Annotated in this window: 15 protein-coding genes and 2 pseudogenes; all 17 read left to right on the forward strand. The window is 33.0% G+C overall.

Translation table 11 applies throughout. The annotated features are described in order from the left end of the window. Positions 1 to 199: 199 nt before the first annotated feature. Positions 200 to 793: a DUF5780 domain-containing protein gene (locus CD127_RS10970; RefSeq protein WP_103366739.1), complete on the forward strand. Its 594-nt coding sequence runs from the start codon at positions 200 to 202 to the stop codon at positions 791 to 793. 138 nt (positions 794 to 931) lie between these two features. Beyond that, positions 932 to 1,282: a 30S ribosome-binding factor RbfA gene (gene rbfA, locus CD127_RS10975; RefSeq protein ID WP_103366740.1), complete on the forward strand. Its 351-nt coding sequence runs from the start codon at positions 932 to 934 to the stop codon at positions 1,280 to 1,282. Positions 1,283 to 1,380: 98 nt separating this feature from the next. After that, positions 1,381 to 2,301 carry a tRNA pseudouridine(55) synthase TruB gene (gene truB / locus CD127_RS10980; RefSeq protein ID WP_103366741.1) on the forward strand — a complete coding sequence of 307 codons (921 nt, stop codon included), beginning with the start codon at positions 1,381 to 1,383 and terminating at the stop codon, positions 2,299 to 2,301. Positions 2,302 to 2,315: 14 nt separating this feature from the next. Continuing rightward, entirely contained in the window at positions 2,316 to 3,287 is a 972-nt protein-coding gene (locus CD127_RS10985; RefSeq protein WP_103328765.1) for a bifunctional riboflavin kinase/FAD synthetase, read from the forward strand. Between the two features lie 114 nt (positions 3,288 to 3,401). Further along, the gene (gene rpsO / locus CD127_RS10990; RefSeq protein ID WP_103299157.1) at positions 3,402 to 3,671 is read left to right on the forward strand and encodes a 30S ribosomal protein S15; all 270 of its coding nucleotides are present in this window, start codon (positions 3,402 to 3,404) and stop codon (positions 3,669 to 3,671) included. A 133-nt stretch (positions 3,672 to 3,804) separates the two neighbouring features. Beyond that, on the forward strand, positions 3,805 to 5,901 hold the full coding sequence (gene pnp, locus CD127_RS10995; RefSeq protein ID WP_103366742.1) for a polyribonucleotide nucleotidyltransferase: 2,097 nt from the start codon (positions 3,805 to 3,807) through the stop codon (positions 5,899 to 5,901). A gap of 238 nt (positions 5,902 to 6,139) precedes the next feature. After that, entirely contained in the window at positions 6,140 to 7,813 is a 1,674-nt protein-coding gene (gene rnjB, locus CD127_RS11005) for a ribonuclease J2 (RefSeq protein WP_103366744.1), read from the forward strand. Between the two features lie 248 nt (positions 7,814 to 8,061). Further along, positions 8,062 to 8,749 (forward strand): annotated as a pseudogene (locus CD127_RS12980) (DNA translocase FtsK 4TM domain-containing protein); the annotation flags it as partial. A 284-nt stretch (positions 8,750 to 9,033) separates the two neighbouring features. Continuing rightward, positions 9,034 to 10,491: pseudogene (locus CD127_RS12985) on the forward strand (DNA translocase FtsK); the annotation flags it as partial. Between the two features lie 2 nt (positions 10,492 to 10,493). Continuing rightward, a complete protein-coding gene (locus tag CD127_RS11015) occupies positions 10,494 to 11,210 on the forward strand; it encodes a GntR family transcriptional regulator (protein WP_103299153.1) in 717 nt (238 codons plus the stop codon). Positions 11,211 to 11,236: 26 nt separating this feature from the next. Then, entirely contained in the window at positions 11,237 to 12,523 is a 1,287-nt protein-coding gene (gene yfmF / locus CD127_RS11020) for an EF-P 5-aminopentanol modification-associated protein YfmF (RefSeq protein WP_235851307.1), read from the forward strand. Next, a complete protein-coding gene (gene yfmH / locus CD127_RS11025; RefSeq protein WP_103366746.1) occupies positions 12,513 to 13,802 on the forward strand; it encodes an EF-P 5-aminopentanol modification-associated protein YfmH in 1,290 nt (429 codons plus the stop codon). The genes yfmF and yfmH overlap by 11 nt, the downstream gene beginning before the upstream one ends. Then, complete coding sequence (ymfI, locus tag CD127_RS11030; RefSeq protein ID WP_103366747.1) at positions 13,802 to 14,506, forward strand: elongation factor P 5-aminopentanone reductase; 705 nt, start codon at positions 13,802 to 13,804, stop codon at positions 14,504 to 14,506. Before yfmH ends, ymfI begins: the two co-directional genes overlap by 1 nt. 132 nt (positions 14,507 to 14,638) lie before the next feature. After that, complete coding sequence (locus tag CD127_RS11035) at positions 14,639 to 15,469, forward strand: YmfK family protein (RefSeq protein WP_103299150.1); 831 nt, start codon at positions 14,639 to 14,641, stop codon at positions 15,467 to 15,469. A 21-nt stretch (positions 15,470 to 15,490) separates the two neighbouring features. After that, on the forward strand, positions 15,491 to 15,883 hold the full coding sequence (locus tag CD127_RS11040; protein WP_103366748.1) for a helix-turn-helix domain-containing protein: 393 nt from the start codon (positions 15,491 to 15,493) through the stop codon (positions 15,881 to 15,883). Between the two features lie 34 nt (positions 15,884 to 15,917). Beyond that, complete coding sequence (gene pgsA / locus CD127_RS11045) at positions 15,918 to 16,493, forward strand: CDP-diacylglycerol--glycerol-3-phosphate 3-phosphatidyltransferase (RefSeq protein ID WP_103366749.1); 576 nt, start codon at positions 15,918 to 15,920, stop codon at positions 16,491 to 16,493. Positions 16,494 to 16,650: 157 nt separating this feature from the next. Further along, positions 16,651 to 17,793 (forward strand): CinA family nicotinamide mononucleotide deamidase-related protein, encoded by a 1,143-nt coding sequence (locus CD127_RS11050; RefSeq protein WP_103366750.1) that lies wholly within the window; start codon positions 16,651 to 16,653, stop codon positions 17,791 to 17,793. Positions 17,794 to 17,978 lie beyond the last annotated feature (185 nt).

Below are 17,978 nucleotides of genomic sequence, written 5' to 3' on the forward strand. Positions count from 1 at the left end.
GTCTTTTTTTATCGTCATTTGTTGAATTCTATATAGTTTCAAACTATTAATTAAGTCTTATTTATATTTTAAGATTATTAAGTAAATAAAATTGAAAAAGTTATATTAAAATCTATATTCTAAAAAAATACGTTTGTTGCTATTATAATTTTGTTATTATTTTTCAATAATTAAATTATAAAATTAAAAGGGGATTAACATGAGAAAGATTACAAACATAACAATAGGTTGTTGTATAAGTGGAGCATTATTATTATCAGGTTGTAGCTCTGTAAAAGCAGATAAAGAAGGAGTATTTACATCAAATAATGCTGAATCACTTGATAAGAAACTGAAAAAACAAGACGTACATGTCGAAAATGTAAAAATCATAGATAAAGATACTGATGATGGTTATATTAGAACATGGGATCAATTAAATCCAACTATAGTAAATAATAGTAATAAAGATATTAAAGAAGTGACTTTGGCTGTAGCTGCATGGGATAAAAACGGCTTACCAATCAAACCTGATTTTGCAATGGCGTTTAGCCAAGATGCATATATTAGTAATTATGCAGATGATGAAATCAATTTGACAGGTCACAGTAGTAGTGATAAAGAAATATTTAATTTAGAACTCGATAATAAAATAGCATCATATAAAATTATTGTTTCTGCATATAAAGATTTTGACGGTCACACTTGGAAAAACCCACTTTATGAAAAATTTGAAAAAGTTTATGGTCAAAAACGATTAAAAGACATTAAAGGAAGTAAAAATACTACTAATTCACTCGAAACTGAAGAATAAAAATTTTGTTTTTAAGGCTAATAAGATATAATAAAATAATGACCAAAATTTTCATAGTGAAATTATAAATTATGTCTTTACTAGTTAATTTATAAGGGTATAATAATAGGACAAAATTTTTAAAGAGGTGAAATATCCATGAGTAACATGAGAGCAGAACGTGTTGGCGAACAAATGAAAAAAGAAATTATGGATATCGTTAATAATAAAGTGAAAGACCCTAGAGTAGGATTTATCACAATTACTGATGTTGAGTTAACAAATGACTTATCACAAGCTAAAGTATTTCTAACAGTACTTGGTAGTGATAAAGAAGTTAAAGATACTTTCAAAGCTTTAGACAAAGCTAAAGGATTTATTAAATCTGAACTTGGATCAAGAATGAGATTACGTATTATTCCAGAATTATTCTTTGAATATGATGAGTCAATCGAATACGGTAATAAAATTGAAAAAATGATTCAAGATTTACACAAACAAGATAAATAATGAAAGGTTGGCTGGGGCATAGTATCATGTCTCAGCCTCTCAATTATTTGAAAAATAAAACTTATACATAAATTGTTTTAAGACAAGGGTGTGAAATAATGTACAACGGTATTTTACCCGTATATAAAGAACGTGGACTTACAAGTCACGATGTTGTATTTAAATTAAGAAAAATTTTAAAAACGAAAAAAATTGGTCACACTGGCACGTTAGATCCAGAAGTCGCAGGGGTATTACCTATTTGTATCGGTCCTGCTACTAGAGTAAGTGACTACATCATGGATATGGGTAAATCTTATAAAGCGACCGTTTCAATTGGTGAGAGTACGACTACTGAAGACCAAACTGGAGAAGTTGTGGAAAAAGTGAATATTGCGCCAAAGGAACTTAATGAACGCCAAGTTGATGCGATATTAGAAGATTTTCAAGGTATCATTACGCAAATTCCACCAATGTATTCTTCTGTAAAAGTAAACGGCAAAAAGTTGTATGAATATGCGAGAAATGGTGAAACGGTAGAACGACCAGAGCGAAAAGTGAATATTAAACAAATCGAACGCACGTCAGATTTAGTCTTCGAAGATAATCAATGTCACTTTGATATCATTGTTCATTGTGGAAAAGGGACATATATTCGTACACTTGCTACTGATATAGGTAAAGAACTTGGCTATCCAGCGCATATGTCTTTATTAACGCGAACAACGTCAGGTGGTTTTGATATAAAAGAAAGTTTAACACTTGAACAAATTTCAGAATTCCATGAGCAAGACACATTACAATCTCATCTATTTCCTATAGAATATGGTTTGAAAAGTTTGCCTGAGATACATATATCAGATGAAAATATGAAAAAAAGAATTTTAAATGGCCAGAAATTTAATAAGAAAACATTTAAAAAGTCTATAAAAAGTGATCAACTTGTATTTAAAGATGCAGACACTGACAAAGCAATGGCTATTTATGTTCAACATCCTGACAAACCACACGAAATAAAACCTAAAAAAGTATTCAATTAAAGGAGTTAGACGTTATGAAAGTGATAGAAGTAACCCATCCAATTCAAAAAGACCAATTAATTCAAGAAGATGTAGCCATGGCGTTTGGTTTTTTTGATGGTATGCATCGTGGACATAATAAAGTATTTGAAGCATTAGATGAACGTGCTCAAGAGAAACATTTAAAAAAAGCAGTGACAACTTTTGACCCACATCCTTCTGTAGTGTTAAATCCAGAACGTAAACGTACGGATTATTTAACACCGCTTTCTGATAAACTTGAGATGATTGAACAACATGACGTCGATTATTGCATTGTCATTAATTTCTCTTCTCGATTTGCTAATGTGACTGCCGAAGAATTTGCGCAAGAATACATCATCAATAACCATGTTAAAGAAGTAGTTGCCGGTTTCGATTTTACATACGGTAAATTTGGAAAAGGGAATATGTCAGTTTTAAATGAAATGGAAGAATTTAATACCACTATAGTTGGTAAACAAGAAATGGAATCTGAGAAAATTTCAACAACTGCAATAAGAGAAGCATTAAAAAATGGTGACTTGAAAAAAGCAAATGAACAATTAGGTTATTTATATCGTATTAAAGGCACGGTCGTACAAGGTGAAAAACGTGGACGTACGATTGGTTTCCCTACTGCTAATGTTCAACCTAGTGATGATTATGTTTTACCGAAAAAAGGTGTATATGCAGTAAGTATGGCTATTGGTGCAGAAAATAAAATATATCGTGGTGTAGCAAATGTAGGGGTAAAACCTACCTTTCATGATCCATCAAAAGCAGAGGTAGTCATTGAGGTAAACATCTTCGATTTTAGTGATAATATTTATGGTGAACGCGTGATTGTTTATTGGCATCACTATTTAAGACCAGAAGTTAAATTCGATGGTATTGATCCATTAGTAGAACAAATGAACAATGATAAAGAACGTGCCAAATATCTATTAGCTGTTGATTTCGGAGATGAAGTATCGTATAATATCTAAAGTTGAGTTTTATAAATATAGAACTTATCAAATTTATTCCTTTCTCTTGGCAAGTTGAAACTCCGACGCTTAGCTCAGATTAAGGTGTATACAAAATTTAGGAGGAATTTAATTATGGCAATTACTCAAGAACGTAAAAATGAAATTATCAAAGAATATCGTGTACACGAAACTGACACTGGTTCACCAGAAGTACAAATCGCTGTTTTAACTGCAGAAATCACTGCATTAAACGAACACTTACGTGAACACAAAAAAGACCACCATTCTCGTCGTGGATTATTAAAAATGGTAGGTCGTCGTCGTCACTTATTAAACTACTTACGTGGTAAAGATATTCAACGTTACCGTGAATTAATTAAATCATTAGGTATTCGTCGTTAATATTAATATATTTAAAGGAAAGCACCACTTGGTTTGGTACTTTCCTTTTTTTATCTTTTAAACAATCACTAATATAAAATTATAAAAATAAATGATATGATGTAGGTATTAGATTTCAGAGAGGAGATTCATAATGTCTCAAGATAAAAAAGTTTTTAAAACTGAGTGGGCTGGAAGATCGTTAACGATTGAGACAGGTCAATTAGCAAAACAAGCTAATGGCGCAGTATTAGTGCGCTATGGTGATACGGTAGTATTATCAACGGCTGTAGCCTCAAAAGAACCTCGTGATGGTGACTTTTTCCCATTAACAGTGAACTATGAAGAAAAAATGTATGCTGCTGGTAAAATTCCTGGCGGTTTCAAAAAACGTGAAGGTCGTCCTGGAGACGAAGCTACATTAACTGCACGTTTAATCGATAGACCTATTCGACCACTTTTCCCAAAAGGTTACCGTCATGATGTACAAATTATGAATACAGTACTAAGTGCTGATCCAGATTGTTCACCTGAAATGGCAGCGATGATTGGTTCATCAATGGCATTAAGTGTGTCTGATATTCCATTCCAAGGACCAATTGCTGGCGTAAATGTCGGTTACATTGATGGGGAATATGTAATCAATCCTACACTTGAACAAAAAGAAGTCTCACGCTTAGATTTAGAAGTAGCCGGACATAAAGATGCAGTCAACATGGTTGAAGCGGGCGCAAGTGAGATTACTGAAAAAGAAATGTTGGAAGCGATCTTCTTTGGACATGAAGAAATTAAACGTTTAGTTGCATTCCAAGAAGAAGTCGTTGAGCATATTCAACCAGTTAAGAAAGAATTCGTACCTGTTGAACGCGATGAAGAACTTGTTAATAAAGTGAAAGCTTTAACAGAAGAAAAAGGCTTGAAAGAAACAGTCTTAACTTTCGACAAACAACAACGTGATGAGAATTTAGATGCTTTAAAAGCTGAAATTGCAACTGAGTTTGTCGACGAAGCTGATCCTGAAAATGAATTATTAATTGATGAAGTCTACGCTATTCTTAACGATTTAGTTAAAGAAGAAGTGCGTCGCTTAATTGCAGATGAAAAAATTAGACCAGATGGTCGTAAACCAGACGAAATTCGTCCATTAGACTCTGAAGTTGGTTTATTACCTCGTGCACATGGTTCAGGATTATTTACACGTGGTCAAACACAAGCGTTATCTGTATTAACATTAGGTGCTTTAGGCGATTATCAATTAATTGATGGTTTAGGACCTGAAGTTGAAAAACGCTTTATGCATCATTATAATTTCCCTAATTTCTCAGTAGGTGAAACTGGTCCTGTAAGAGCACCAGGCCGTCGTGAAATTGGACATGGTGCTTTAGGTGAAAGAGCATTAAGATATATCATTCCTGATACTGCTGACTTCCCATATACAATTCGTATTGTAAGTGAAGTATTAGAATCTAACGGTTCATCTTCACAAGCTTCAATCTGTGGTTCAACACTTGCATTAATGGACGCAGGTGTTCCTATTAAAGCACCAGTAGCAGGTATCGCAATGGGTCTTGTAACACGTGAAGATAGTTATACTATTTTAACGGATATCCAAGGTATGGAAGATGCATTAGGTGATATGGACTTTAAAGTAGCAGGTACTAAAGACGGTATTACTGCAATCCAAATGGATATTAAAATTGATGGTTTAACAAGAGAAGTGATTGAAGAAGCGCTTGAACAAGCACGTCAAGGTCGTTTAGCAATCATGGATCACATGTTACAAACTATTGATCAACCACGTAAAGAATTAAGTGCGTATGCGCCTAAAGTAGAAATCATCCACATTAATCCTGATAAAATTAGAGATGTTATCGGACCTGGTGGTAAGAAAATCAATGAAATCATTGATGAAACTGGCGTAAAATTAGACATTGAACAAGATGGCACAGTCTTTATCGGCGCAGTTGACCAAGCGATGATTACACGTGCTCGTGAAATCATTGAAGATATCACACGCGAAGCTGAAGTTGGTCAAGTCTACAATGCTAAAGTTAAACGTATTGAGAAATACGGCGCATTTGTAGAAATCTTCCCAGGTAAAGATGCATTGCTACACATCTCTCAAATTTCTAAAGAACGTATTAATAAAGTCGAAGATGTATTAAAAATTGGCGATACAATTGAAGTTAAAATAACTGAAATTGATAAACAAGGACGCGTTAATGCATCTCACAAAGCATTAGATGAATAATAAAGTTTGAATTTAAAGGTTAGGACGTTTGATTGCGTCTTAACCTTATTTTTTATCCTAAATAGATTTCTGCTTTTTTCTCTTTTTTGAAAATGAAAATTCAAACAGAAAACAAGTATTAATAGTTATTGCCTATATTAGAAGAAGTAATGAAGTACTTTAATAGTGTACATCCTACCTAAATTAAATTATAATAAATGATGAGTTTATATGGACGTTTAATATAGGAGGTAACATTTTGAGTTTAGTAAAGAAAAAAAATGACGATATTCGCATCATCCCACTCGGTGGCGTTGGCGAAATCGCTAAAAATATGTATATCGTTGAAGTAGACGATGAAATGTTCATGTTAGATGCTGGGTTAATGTTCCCAGAGGATGAAATGTTAGGTGTAGATATCGTTATTCCTGACATTCAATATGTCATTGATAATAAAGAAAAATTAAAAGGTATCTTTTTAAGTCATGGCCATGAACATGCAATTGGTGCTGTTAGCTATATTTTAGAACAAATTGATGCGCCAGTTTACGGTTCTAAATTGACATTAGCGCTAGTTAAAGAAAACATGAAATCAAGAAATGTGAAGAAAAAAGTGCGCTATTATACAGTAAATCATGACTCAGTAATGCGTTTTAAAAATGTAAATATCACATTCTTTAATACAACGCATAGTATTCCTGATAGCTTAGGTATTTGTATCCATACATCTTATGGTTCAATCGTTTACACTGGTGAGTTTAAATTTGACCAAAGCTTACAAGGTCATTATGCGCCAGATATTAAACGTATGGCTGAAATTGGAGAAGAAGGTGTATTTGCATTAATCAGTGATTCTACTGAAGCAGAGAAACCTGGTTACAATACACCGGAAAATGTTATTGAGTCACATATTTATGATGCATTTGCTAAAGTAAGAGGACGTTTAATCGTGTCTTGTTACGCATCTAATTTCATTCGCATCCAACAAGTGCTTAATACGGCTAGCAAATTAAACCGTAAAGTGTCATTCTTAGGACGTTCATTAGAAAGTTCATTTAACATTGCACGTAAAATGGGATATTTTGATATTCCAAAAGACTTATTAATCCCTATTAATGAAGTTGAGAATTATCCTAAAAATGAAGTCGTGATTATTGCTACAGGTATGGAAGGCGAACCGATTGAAGCTTTAAGTCAAATGGCTCAACATAAACATAAAATTATGAATATTGAAGAAGGCGATTCAGTTTATTTAGCAATCACTGCTTCAGCTAACATGGAAGTAATCATTGCTGATACATTGAATGAACTTGTTCGTGCAGGTGCACACATTATTCCTAATAATAAAAAAATCCATGCGTCTAGTCATGGTTGCATGGAAGAATTAAAAATGATGATTAATATCATGAAACCTGAATACTTCATTCCAGTACAAGGTGAATTTAAAATGCAAATCGCTCATGCTAAATTAGCTAATGAAGCGGGCGTTGCACCAGAAAAGATTTTCCTTATAGAAAAAGGCGATGTCATTCACTATGATGGCAAAAATATGGTATTAAATGAAAAAGTACAATCAGGTAATGTCTTAATCGATGGTATTGGTGTTGGCGATGTAGGTAACATAGTATTAAGAGACCGTCATTTATTAGCAGAAGATGGTATCTTTATCGCAGTTGTTACATTAGATCCTAAAAATAGACGTATTGCTGCAGGACCAGAAATTCAATCAAGAGGTTTTGTATACGTACGTGAAAGCGAAGACTTAATGAAAGAAGCTGAAGAAAAAGTACGTGAAATTGTTGAAGCAGGACTTCAAGAAAAACGTATCGAATGGTCTGATATTAAACAAAATATGCGTGATCAAATCAGTAAGCTTTTATTTGAAAGTACGAAACGTCGTCCAATGATTATACCAGTCATTTCTGAGATATAAGATATATATAATAAAAAAGAGGTCGGGACAACACATCACAACAGTGTGATAATTAAACGTTGAGGTATCATAACCCTACGTATTAAGTGATTCACTTTGTTGAAAGGCTATTTTAGTCTTAAGATGTATGATATTGTCTCAACCTCTTTCCTAATTTTTATGAAAAGTGAAACTAATACATAGTCATAACTTGTTTTAAGCAATACATATAAAAATTTAACGCATGAAATAAAAGAAGGTGTACAAATTTGCCACAAACTAAGAAAAAAACAACTACTAGAAAAAAAGGAACTTCTACACGCACGCGTAATACTAAAAAGAAAAAGCAACAAAAAACGGAAAGTTCTTCTTTAAGATACGTCGTAGCAATCGTAGTTGTCATTTTATCAGTATTAGGCATGTTTCAACTCGGCATTGTTGGACGAATGATTGATAGCTTCTTTAATTACTTATTTGGTATGAGTCGCTATCTTACATATATCTTAGTCAGTTTAATTACAATTTATGTTGCTATGCAAAAACGATTTCCTAAGTCACGCCGAACGATAGGCTTAATTCTATTACAGTTCGTTTTATTAATCGTTGCACAAATCATATATCACATGACTAAAGGTGTAGTAGCAGAGCGAGAACCGGTGCTCTCTTATGTATATAAATCTTATAACCATACGCATTTTCCAAACTTTGGGGGAGGCTTAATTGGTTTTTATTTATTAAAAGTATTTGTGCCATTAATTTCTATTGCTGGTGTCATCATTATTACTTTATTACTACTAGCTTCAAGTATTATTTTACTTATGAAGTTACGTCATAGAGATGTTGCTAAATTATCTCTTGAAAAGATGAAATCATCGAGTTCAAGTGCTTCGTCTAATTTTAAAGAAAAAAGAGAACAAAATAAGATTAAAAGAGAAGAGCGTGCACGTGAAAAAGAAGAACGCGCACGAGAGCGACAATTACAAAAAGAGCAAGAAGAAGAGGAACGTTTACAGCGAGAAAGAGAAGTTACTGATGTTAGTGATTTCCCAGAAGTAGAAGCACCACCTGAAGATATTCCAATTTATGGGCATAACGATAGTTCAGAAGAGAAACCGGTAACTAAAAAAAGAAAGAAACGACGCTTTGACTTTGATGAGGACGCACCTTCTGAGCGAGCTCCAAAAGCAACTGAACCTAAACCTTCAAAACCACAACAAGACACTTCTTTAGAAGACAGTAATCAAGCGAGTGGCTCTATTTCAGAAGCGGGAGAAGAATCGAATGTAGCTTATCATATTCCGCCGTTATCATTGTTAAAACAGCCAGTTAAACAGAAAGCGACATCAAGAGCTGAAGTTCAAAGAAAAGGTCAAATACTTGAATCTACAATGAAAAACTTTGGTGTTAATGCGAAAGTGACACAAATTAAAATTGGCCCGGCGGTTACTCAATATGAAATTCAACCAGCCCAAGGTGTAAAAGTAAGTAAAATTGTTAACTTACATAACGATATTGCGCTTGCATTAGCTGCAAAAGATGTGCGAATTGAAGCGCCAATTCCTGGACGTTCAGCAGTAGGGATTGAAGTACCAAATGATAAAATTTCATTGGTTACTTTAAAAGAAGTATTAGAATCTAAATTCCCAGCGCAAAATAAATTAGAAGTTGGCTTAGGTCGAGATATCTCTGGGGAACCGATGACTATCCAATTAAATGAAATGCCTCATTTATTAGTCGCAGGTTCTACAGGAAGCGGTAAATCAGTATGTATTAATGGCATTATCACTAGTATTTTATTAAATGCTAAGCCACACGAAGTCAAACTTATGTTAATCGACCCTAAAATGGTAGAATTAAATGTATATAATGGCGTACCACACTTATTAATTCCAGTAGTTACAAATCCGCATAAAGCATCTCAAGCATTAGAGAAAATTGTAGCTGAAATGGAACGTCGCTATGATTTATTCCAACATTCTTCAACTCGAAATATCGAAGGGTATAATCAATTCTTACGTCGTCAAAATGAAGAATTGGATGAGAAACAAGCCGAATTACCTTATATCGTCGTTATTGTCGATGAGTTAGCAGACTTAATGATGGTAGCAGGTAAAGAAGTGGAAAACGCTATTCAACGTATTACACAAATGGCCCGTGCAGCAGGTATCCATTTGATTGTTGCTACACAAAGACCATCTGTAGACGTAATTACAGGTATTATCAAGAACAATATCCCATCACGAATTGCATTTGCTGTAAGTTCTCAAACTGACTCAAGAACGATCATTGGTTCTGGTGGAGCTGAAAAGTTACTCGGAAAAGGTGATATGTTGTATGTTGGTAATGGAGAATCTTCTCAAACACGTGTTCAAGGGGCATTTTTAAGCGATCAAGAAGTACAAGATGTTGTGAATTATGTAGTAGAACAACAAAAAGCTAACTATGTGAAAGAAATGGAACCCGATGCACCTGTAGATAAATCAGAAATGAAAAGTGAAGATTCATTATATGATGAAGCTTATCTATTTGTGATTGAACAACAAAAAGCAAGTACATCCTTATTACAAAGACAATTTAGAATTGGCTATAATAGAGCATCAAGATTAATGGATGATTTAGAACGCAATCAAGTTATCGGTCCTCAAAAGGGCAGTAAACCAAGACAAGTCTTAATAGATTTAGATGATGAAGAGGTGTAAAAATGACAGAATTAAACTCAGTTTTTAAAGTGAAAGAGTATATATTTAGACAGATAAAAAATCAATCTTTAAAACCTGGTGACAAACTTCCTAGCAATTTAGAAATTGCTAGAGAAGTGAATGTCAAAACAGATGATGTCTATGACGCGATTGGCGAACTCATTACAGAACAAGTCTTAACAGATAACTTTGAAGAGGGGCCAAGTGTTAAAACGTTACATCCTTTCTTTTATCCATTAAATAAATTATTTAGCATCAATGACATGATTGAGAAAGCGGGATATCAATCAAGAACTGAATATTTAAGCTTAGAACAACAACCAGCATCATTATGGGATGCTCAAATGTTGGGAATTGAAGATAAGGCACCTATCACAATTATTGAACGTTTACGTACGGCTAATCATCAACCTGTAATATATTGCTTAGATAAAATTGCTAAAAATAATTTAACTTGTGCAGATTATCAAGTTAGTGACGGTTCAATGCTTAAAGCAATAGAAACAAATACAGGTCATAAAGTTGCCTCTGCTGAAACTGAAGTTGAAGCGATTAGTTATGAACCACATATTTCTGAAATATTAAATGCTTCTCCGCATGAAGGTTTAATGTTATTAAAGGTTGTACATTACGATGAAATGGGTAAACCTATCTTATATTCATTAAATTATGTGAAAAGTAGTTTAGTTAAATTTAAACTGACGCGCACAAAGCTTTAAAACTTAATAAGGAGTGAGACGTTACATTGGAATCGCAAGTAAATAAGGATAAATATCAACATATCAATATATTGCCTACTGAAAAATTTAAAACAACGATGATTACTTTTAAATTTATGGCACCGCTTGATTATAATACAATCACCGCAAGGTCGTTATTAAGTAAAGTGTTAGTACGTGGTACACAAAAATGGCCAACTGATAAAGCATTGAATAGAGAACTATCAGAATTATATGGGGCTTATATTAATAGCTTTGTTTCTAAATTCAAAGATAAGCATGTGATTACTATCTCACTGGAAATCGTTAATGAACGTTATCTTAGAGATAATACACCGCTTTTTGAAAAAGGACTTAACTTACTACAAGAAGTTATTAGCAACCCTCTCATTGAAGATAAAGCATTTAACTCTACTTTTGTTGCGCAAGAAAAATCATTATTATCTAAAAAAATTGAGTCAATAATAGATAATAAAGCGCAATATTCGTTTTTAAATTTACTTAAATATATGTTTAAAGATGAACCATATCGCTACCTAGCAACAGGACAAATTGAAAACATAGCACAAGTTACACCTGAAAGTTTATACGATACATATCACTCTATGATCAACAATGATGACTGTTCTGTATATGTAGTAGGAAATGTAGATGAGACAGAAGTAAGTCGTTTAATTGAGGAAAAATTTGATATTAAACCATTTGTACTTCAACAATCAACTATGCCTGAATTGAATTACAGTCAAACTGAGCCTCAATTCATTATTGAAGAGGATGAGGTAGATCAAGCTAAGCTCAACTTTGGTTATCGTTTCCCTACGCGCTTCGGAGCTAAAGATTATTATGCTCTTGTTGTTTTAAACACAATGTTTGGTGGGGATCCCTCATCTGTATTATTCAGTGAAGTGCGTGAAAAACAAAGCTTAGCTTATTCAATCCATTCACAATTAGATGGAAAAAATGGCTATTTATTTGTGTTAAGTGGCGTATCGGTTGATAAATATGAAATCGCTAAAGAAACTATTTTAAAAGAATTCGAGAAATTTAAAAATGGCGAATTTGAGGACAATAAATTAGCACTTGCTAAAAAGATTATTGTTTCACAACGTCAAGAAATTGCAGATAGACCTAAAAGTATTATTGAGGTAATGCAAAACCAATTACTTCTTGAAAAAACACAAACTGATGAAGAGTATATTCAAGCTATCATGAATGTGACGAGAGAAGATGTCATTGAAATGGCTAATAAAGCCTTACTTGATACTATTTATGTGCTTACAAAAGGAAAAGGAGGTCAAACTGATGAAAAATAAATATTATGAACTTATTGATGAGCATGTGTTTGAACATGAACTAGAGAATGGTTTACGTTTATTTGTGATTCCAAAAAAAGGGTTTCAGAAAACATTTGTTACATATACGACTCAGTTTGGCTCATTAGATAGCACATTCAAACCTCATCAAAGTGATGAATTTGTGACTGTGCCAGATGGTGTTGCTCACTTTTTAGAACATAAATTATTTGAAAAAGATGAAGATGAGGATTTATTCACTACATTTGCAGAAGACAATGCACAAGTAAATGCTTTCACTAGCTTTGATCGGACAAGTTATTTATTTAGCGCTACAGATAATGTTGATAGTAATATTAAACGTTTACTTGAAATGGTAGAGACGCCTTACTTTTCAAAAGAAACAGTAGATAAAGAAAAAGGAATTATCGCTGAAGAAATCAAGATGTATCAAGAACAACCGGGCTATAAGATTATGTTTAATACGTTACGCGCTATGTACCAAAATCATCCAATTAGAGTGGATATTGCAGGTAGTGTGGAAAGTATTTATGACATTACGAAAGATGATTTATATTTATGTTATGAAACGTTCTATCATCCATCAAATATGGTGTTATTCGTAGTTGGAGATGTTGATCCTGAGCATATCCGTGAAGTAGTTGAAACACATGAAAATAAACGTCATAAAACGAATCAACCGAGTATTCAAAGAGGCCCTATTGATGAACCAGTCAATGTGATAACACCTTATGTTACTGAAGAAATGAAGTTGCAATCGCCAAGGTTAATGTTAGGTTTTAAAAATCAACCTCTAAACGAAACACCTGAAAAATACGTACAACGCGATTTAGAAATGACTTTATTCTTTGAATTAGTCTTTGGTGAGGAAACGGAATTCTATCAAGTATTATTGAATAACGATTTAATTGATGACACCTTTGGCTATCAATTTGTTTTAGAATCTACATACAGTTTTTCAATTATCACAAGTGCAACTCAACATCCTGACAAGTTAAAAGAAGTTCTCTTAAATGAGTTAAAACAACGTAAAGGGGCGCTCACTGATACTGAGGCATTTGAATTATTGAAAAAACAATTTATTGGTGAATTTATTTCAAGTTTAAACTCTCCAGAATATATTGCAAATCAATACGCGAAATTATACTTCGAAGGTGTAAGTGTATTTGATATGTTAGATATTGTTGAAAATATAACACTTGATAGTATTAATGAAACGGCAGATCAATATTTAAACTTAGACAATTTAGTAGATAGCCGCTTGGAGATTAAGCAATAATGAAAGCTTTAGTGTTAGGCGGATCTGGTAGTATAGGCACTGCTATTGTAGAACGACTATTGGAAGATAACTTTGAAGTTGTGGTGCAATATCATCATACGGATGTAACCATTTTAAAAGAAAAATATCGTAATGAAGCGGTTGAATTTATTCAAGCTGACTTGACGAAAGATATCGATTTAGAACAAACATTTGGTCATATTCAGAATTTAGATTGCTTAGTATATAGTGCAGGAACAGCCTTATACGGCATGCTTCAAGATATGACTGATAACGATATCGATCAAAGTTATCATATTCATGTAAAACAATTTATAAGATGTTGTCGATACTTTGTAGATATATTGCGCCAAAGTCCTAATGGAAGGATTATCGTAATTTCTTCTATTTGGGGAGAGACGGGTGCAAGTATGGAAACGATTTATTCTGCAATGAAAAGTGCTCAAATTGGTTTTGTTAAAGCGCTGAGTCAAGAATTAGCAATGACTAGTGTGACGGTTAATGCTGTAACGCCAGGATTTGTTTCAGGTAACATGTCTCAAACATTTAGTGATGCTGAAAAAGAAGTCATTTTAGCGGAACTTCCTCAACAACGAATGGTGACGCCTGAAGAGGTAGCGCATACGTGTGCTTATTTGTGGCATCCATTTTCTCAAAGTGTGACAGGTACCATTCAAAAAGTGAATGGTGCTTGGTACTTATAGATACATATGAAGTTTAGAGTGTGAAGAGTTAAATTATTAATTAGTATTAAGTAAATAAATGATATAATATGAATATCATTTTAAGAATGCATGCTGATGCTAAATTGATATTTAAACAAGGGGCGGATGTAGATGACGATTGCCGAAAAAAAAGAATGGTATCTTGAATATGAAATAACTGTGAATCGTGCTGGTCTGTTAGGGGATGTTTCAAGTTTACTTGGCATGTTAGGTATTAGCATTGTCACAATTAATGGTGTAGACCGAGGACGCCGTGGTTTATTAATTAAAACGGATAATCTTGAAAAGGTTAAACGCTTTGAGCACATAATTAAAGAGCTTAATGAAATCGAAATTACTAAATTACGCTTACCTGAACTACGTGATCGACTTGCAGTACGTCATGGTAGATATATCGAACAAGATGCGGATGATAAAAAGACATTTCGTTTTGAACGTGAAGATTTAGGATTACTTGTAGACTTTTTAGCTGAACTTTTCAAAGAGGAAGGCCATAAGCTCATTGGTATTAGAGGCATGCCTCGCGTTGGGAAAACTGAATCAATTGTAGCTGGTAGTGTATGTGCGCATAAACGATGGTTATTTATCAGTTCAACGTTAATTAAACAAACGGTTCGTAGTTCGCTTATAAAAGGTGAGTATGAAGCGAATCATGTTTACATTATTGATGGTGCAGTTACGGCAAGAGAAACTAATCCTAAACATCAAGAATTAGTAAGAGAAGTAATGGCATTACCGTCAATTAAAGTAGTGGAACATCCCGATTTATTTGCGGAATCATGTAATTATAGTATGGATGATTTTGATTATATTATTGAATTACGTGAAGATGAACATCAAGAAATACAATATGAACATATGAAACAACAAACTGTTAAAAGTAAAAACACATTAGATTTTAGTGAGGATACATTTGGCGGAGGCTTTGGATTTTTTGAATAGTAAGTGTGGAGGCTTTTGAAAGTGAGAACAATTGGAGAAACTTTAAAAGGTAGAAGAGAAAGATTAGGAATGACACTAGCTGAACTAGAGGAACGTACGCAAATTAAGCGTGAGACATTAAAGCTTATTGAAGGCAATCGTTTCAATGAATTAGCTAAAATAGATTATGCTGAAGGCTTTATCAAACGTTATGCTAGTGTAGTGAATATAGATGCAAATCAACTTATCTCAGCGCATAAAAGTGAAATTCCAAGTAGCCAGAATCAATTAGATGATCTCCTTTATCGCTATCATAATGATGAGGCGCCTACTTATCGCACTAAAAATAAAGAACCATTACAACTTGCAGTTATAATGGGCGGAATCGTTCTTGTTACTTTTGTTCTTTGGGTTTTAGCAGTATTAATATTATAATTAAAAGAGATAAATTTAGAAATGAGGCTTTAACATGAATATACCAAATCAAATTACAGTTTTTAGAGTAATTCTCATTCCTGTTTTTATTTTATTTGCTCTAGTTAACTTTGGATTTGGCAGTGTATCAATTTTAGGCGGATATGAAATCCGCATCGAACAACTTATTGCTGCTATCGTATTTATCGTAGCATCATTAAGTGACTTTTTAGATGGCTATTTAGCAAGAAAATGGCAATTAGTTACAAACATGGGGAAATTTTTAGATCCTTTAGCAGATAAGTTATTAGTTTCAAGTGCACTTATCGTAATGGTTCAAATGAACTTAACTAATTCAGTAGTAGCTATTATCATCATAGCTCGTGAATTTGCAGTGACTGGCTTACGTTTATTACAAATTGAACAAGGTTTCGTCAGTGCAGCAGGGCAATTAGGTAAAATTAAAACTGCGGTAACAATGGTCGCTATTATTTGGATTTTACTAGGTGATTTATTTGTACACTGGATTGGTTTCCCAATCGGTCAAGTCTTACTTTATATTGGCGTATTCTTTACGATTTTATCTGGTATTGAGTACTTCTATAAAGGTAGAGATGTTTTTAAACATTAAATTAGTGAAAATATTAACCGAGAATAGTAGTAAGAATTTTTTCTTACGCATATTCTTGGTTTTTTAATTTTTATAAGCCTAATTTTAGATTAAATAGATGAAGACGTTTATAATATGTATGTTGTGTATGAACGATTATTACAAGGGGGAGTCATAGATGAATATTTCAATCATTGCAGTAGGTTCAGAATTATTATTAGGCCAAATAGCTAATACTAATGGTCAATATCTATCTAAATTATTCAATAGTATTGGAAAGAGCGTAGTTGAACATACAGTTATTGGGGATAACCCTCAAAGACTTGAATATATAATTAAAGAAGGTTTAAGACGATTTGATACTTTAGTATTAACTGGTGGTTTAGGGCCAACAAAAGATGATTTAACTAAGCACACAGTGGCTAAAGTACTCGGCAGAGAACTTGTCACAGATAATGATGCTTTAGAATATATTGAACAATATTTTAAAGAACAAGGACAAGAAATGACACCTAATAATAAACAACAAGCTTTAGTTATTGAAGGCTCTAAAGTGTTAAAAAATAATTATGGTATGGCCCCAGGTATGTTAGTAGAAAAAGACGATAAGAAAGTCGTATTATTGCCAGGACCACCACGTGAGATGCAACCAATGGCTAAAAATGAATTACTTCCTTATTTAATGGATGATGATAAAGTCATCTTTTCAGAACAATTAAGATTTGCGGGCATAGGTGAATCAAAAGTTGAAACAGAGCTTATGGATTTAATAGATGAACAAGCTAATCCTACTATAGCGCCATTAGCTGGTACACATGAAGTTTATATAAGATTAACTGCCAATGCTGACACAAAAGAAGAATGTCAGCGTCTTATAGCGCCTGTTAAAGAAGAAATATTAAATCGTATAGGCGAATATTACTATGGCTCAGATGATATCGTCATTGAGCAGTCAGTCATGAATACAATGAAAGAGACATTTAGTATTTATGATGGCGTAACAAATGGTGCTTTATATACGCGTCTTAAAAATTATGATGATGAAAATATTTTAAAAGGATTACTACCTAATAGTGAAGTGTTCCTTAATGAAAATAGTAATATTGAAGATAAAGTAAAAGAAGCGGCCCAATATGTAAAAGATTTATATAAAACAGAAGTGGGTATAGCTTTACTACATGAAAATGAACATGTGGTCTTAGGAATGTATCGAAATGGTGAATTTAAAGTAGACTCATTTAAAATGTCACTGAAAAGAAATCTACTTCAAAACAGAAGTCAAAATTATGCATTAATAAGATTACTAAATTGGCTTAAATAAGGAGTTATTTTAACCAAAATTTAATTTTTAAGCACACTTGTTCGATTTTTGGAGTTTTATATTTTAAAAACACGAACAAATATTCGCAAAATGCTTGTAATTCATTCTGATAGAGAGTATAGTATTAGATAAGATATTAAACAGATAACTAAGGTTGTCGGTAAAGTAATTTTAAGTATAAAAAC

The sequence above is a fragment of the Staphylococcus petrasii genome (genome assembly GCF_002902565.1).
GTDB classification, from domain to species: Bacteria; Bacillota; Bacilli; order Staphylococcales; family Staphylococcaceae; genus Staphylococcus; species Staphylococcus petrasii.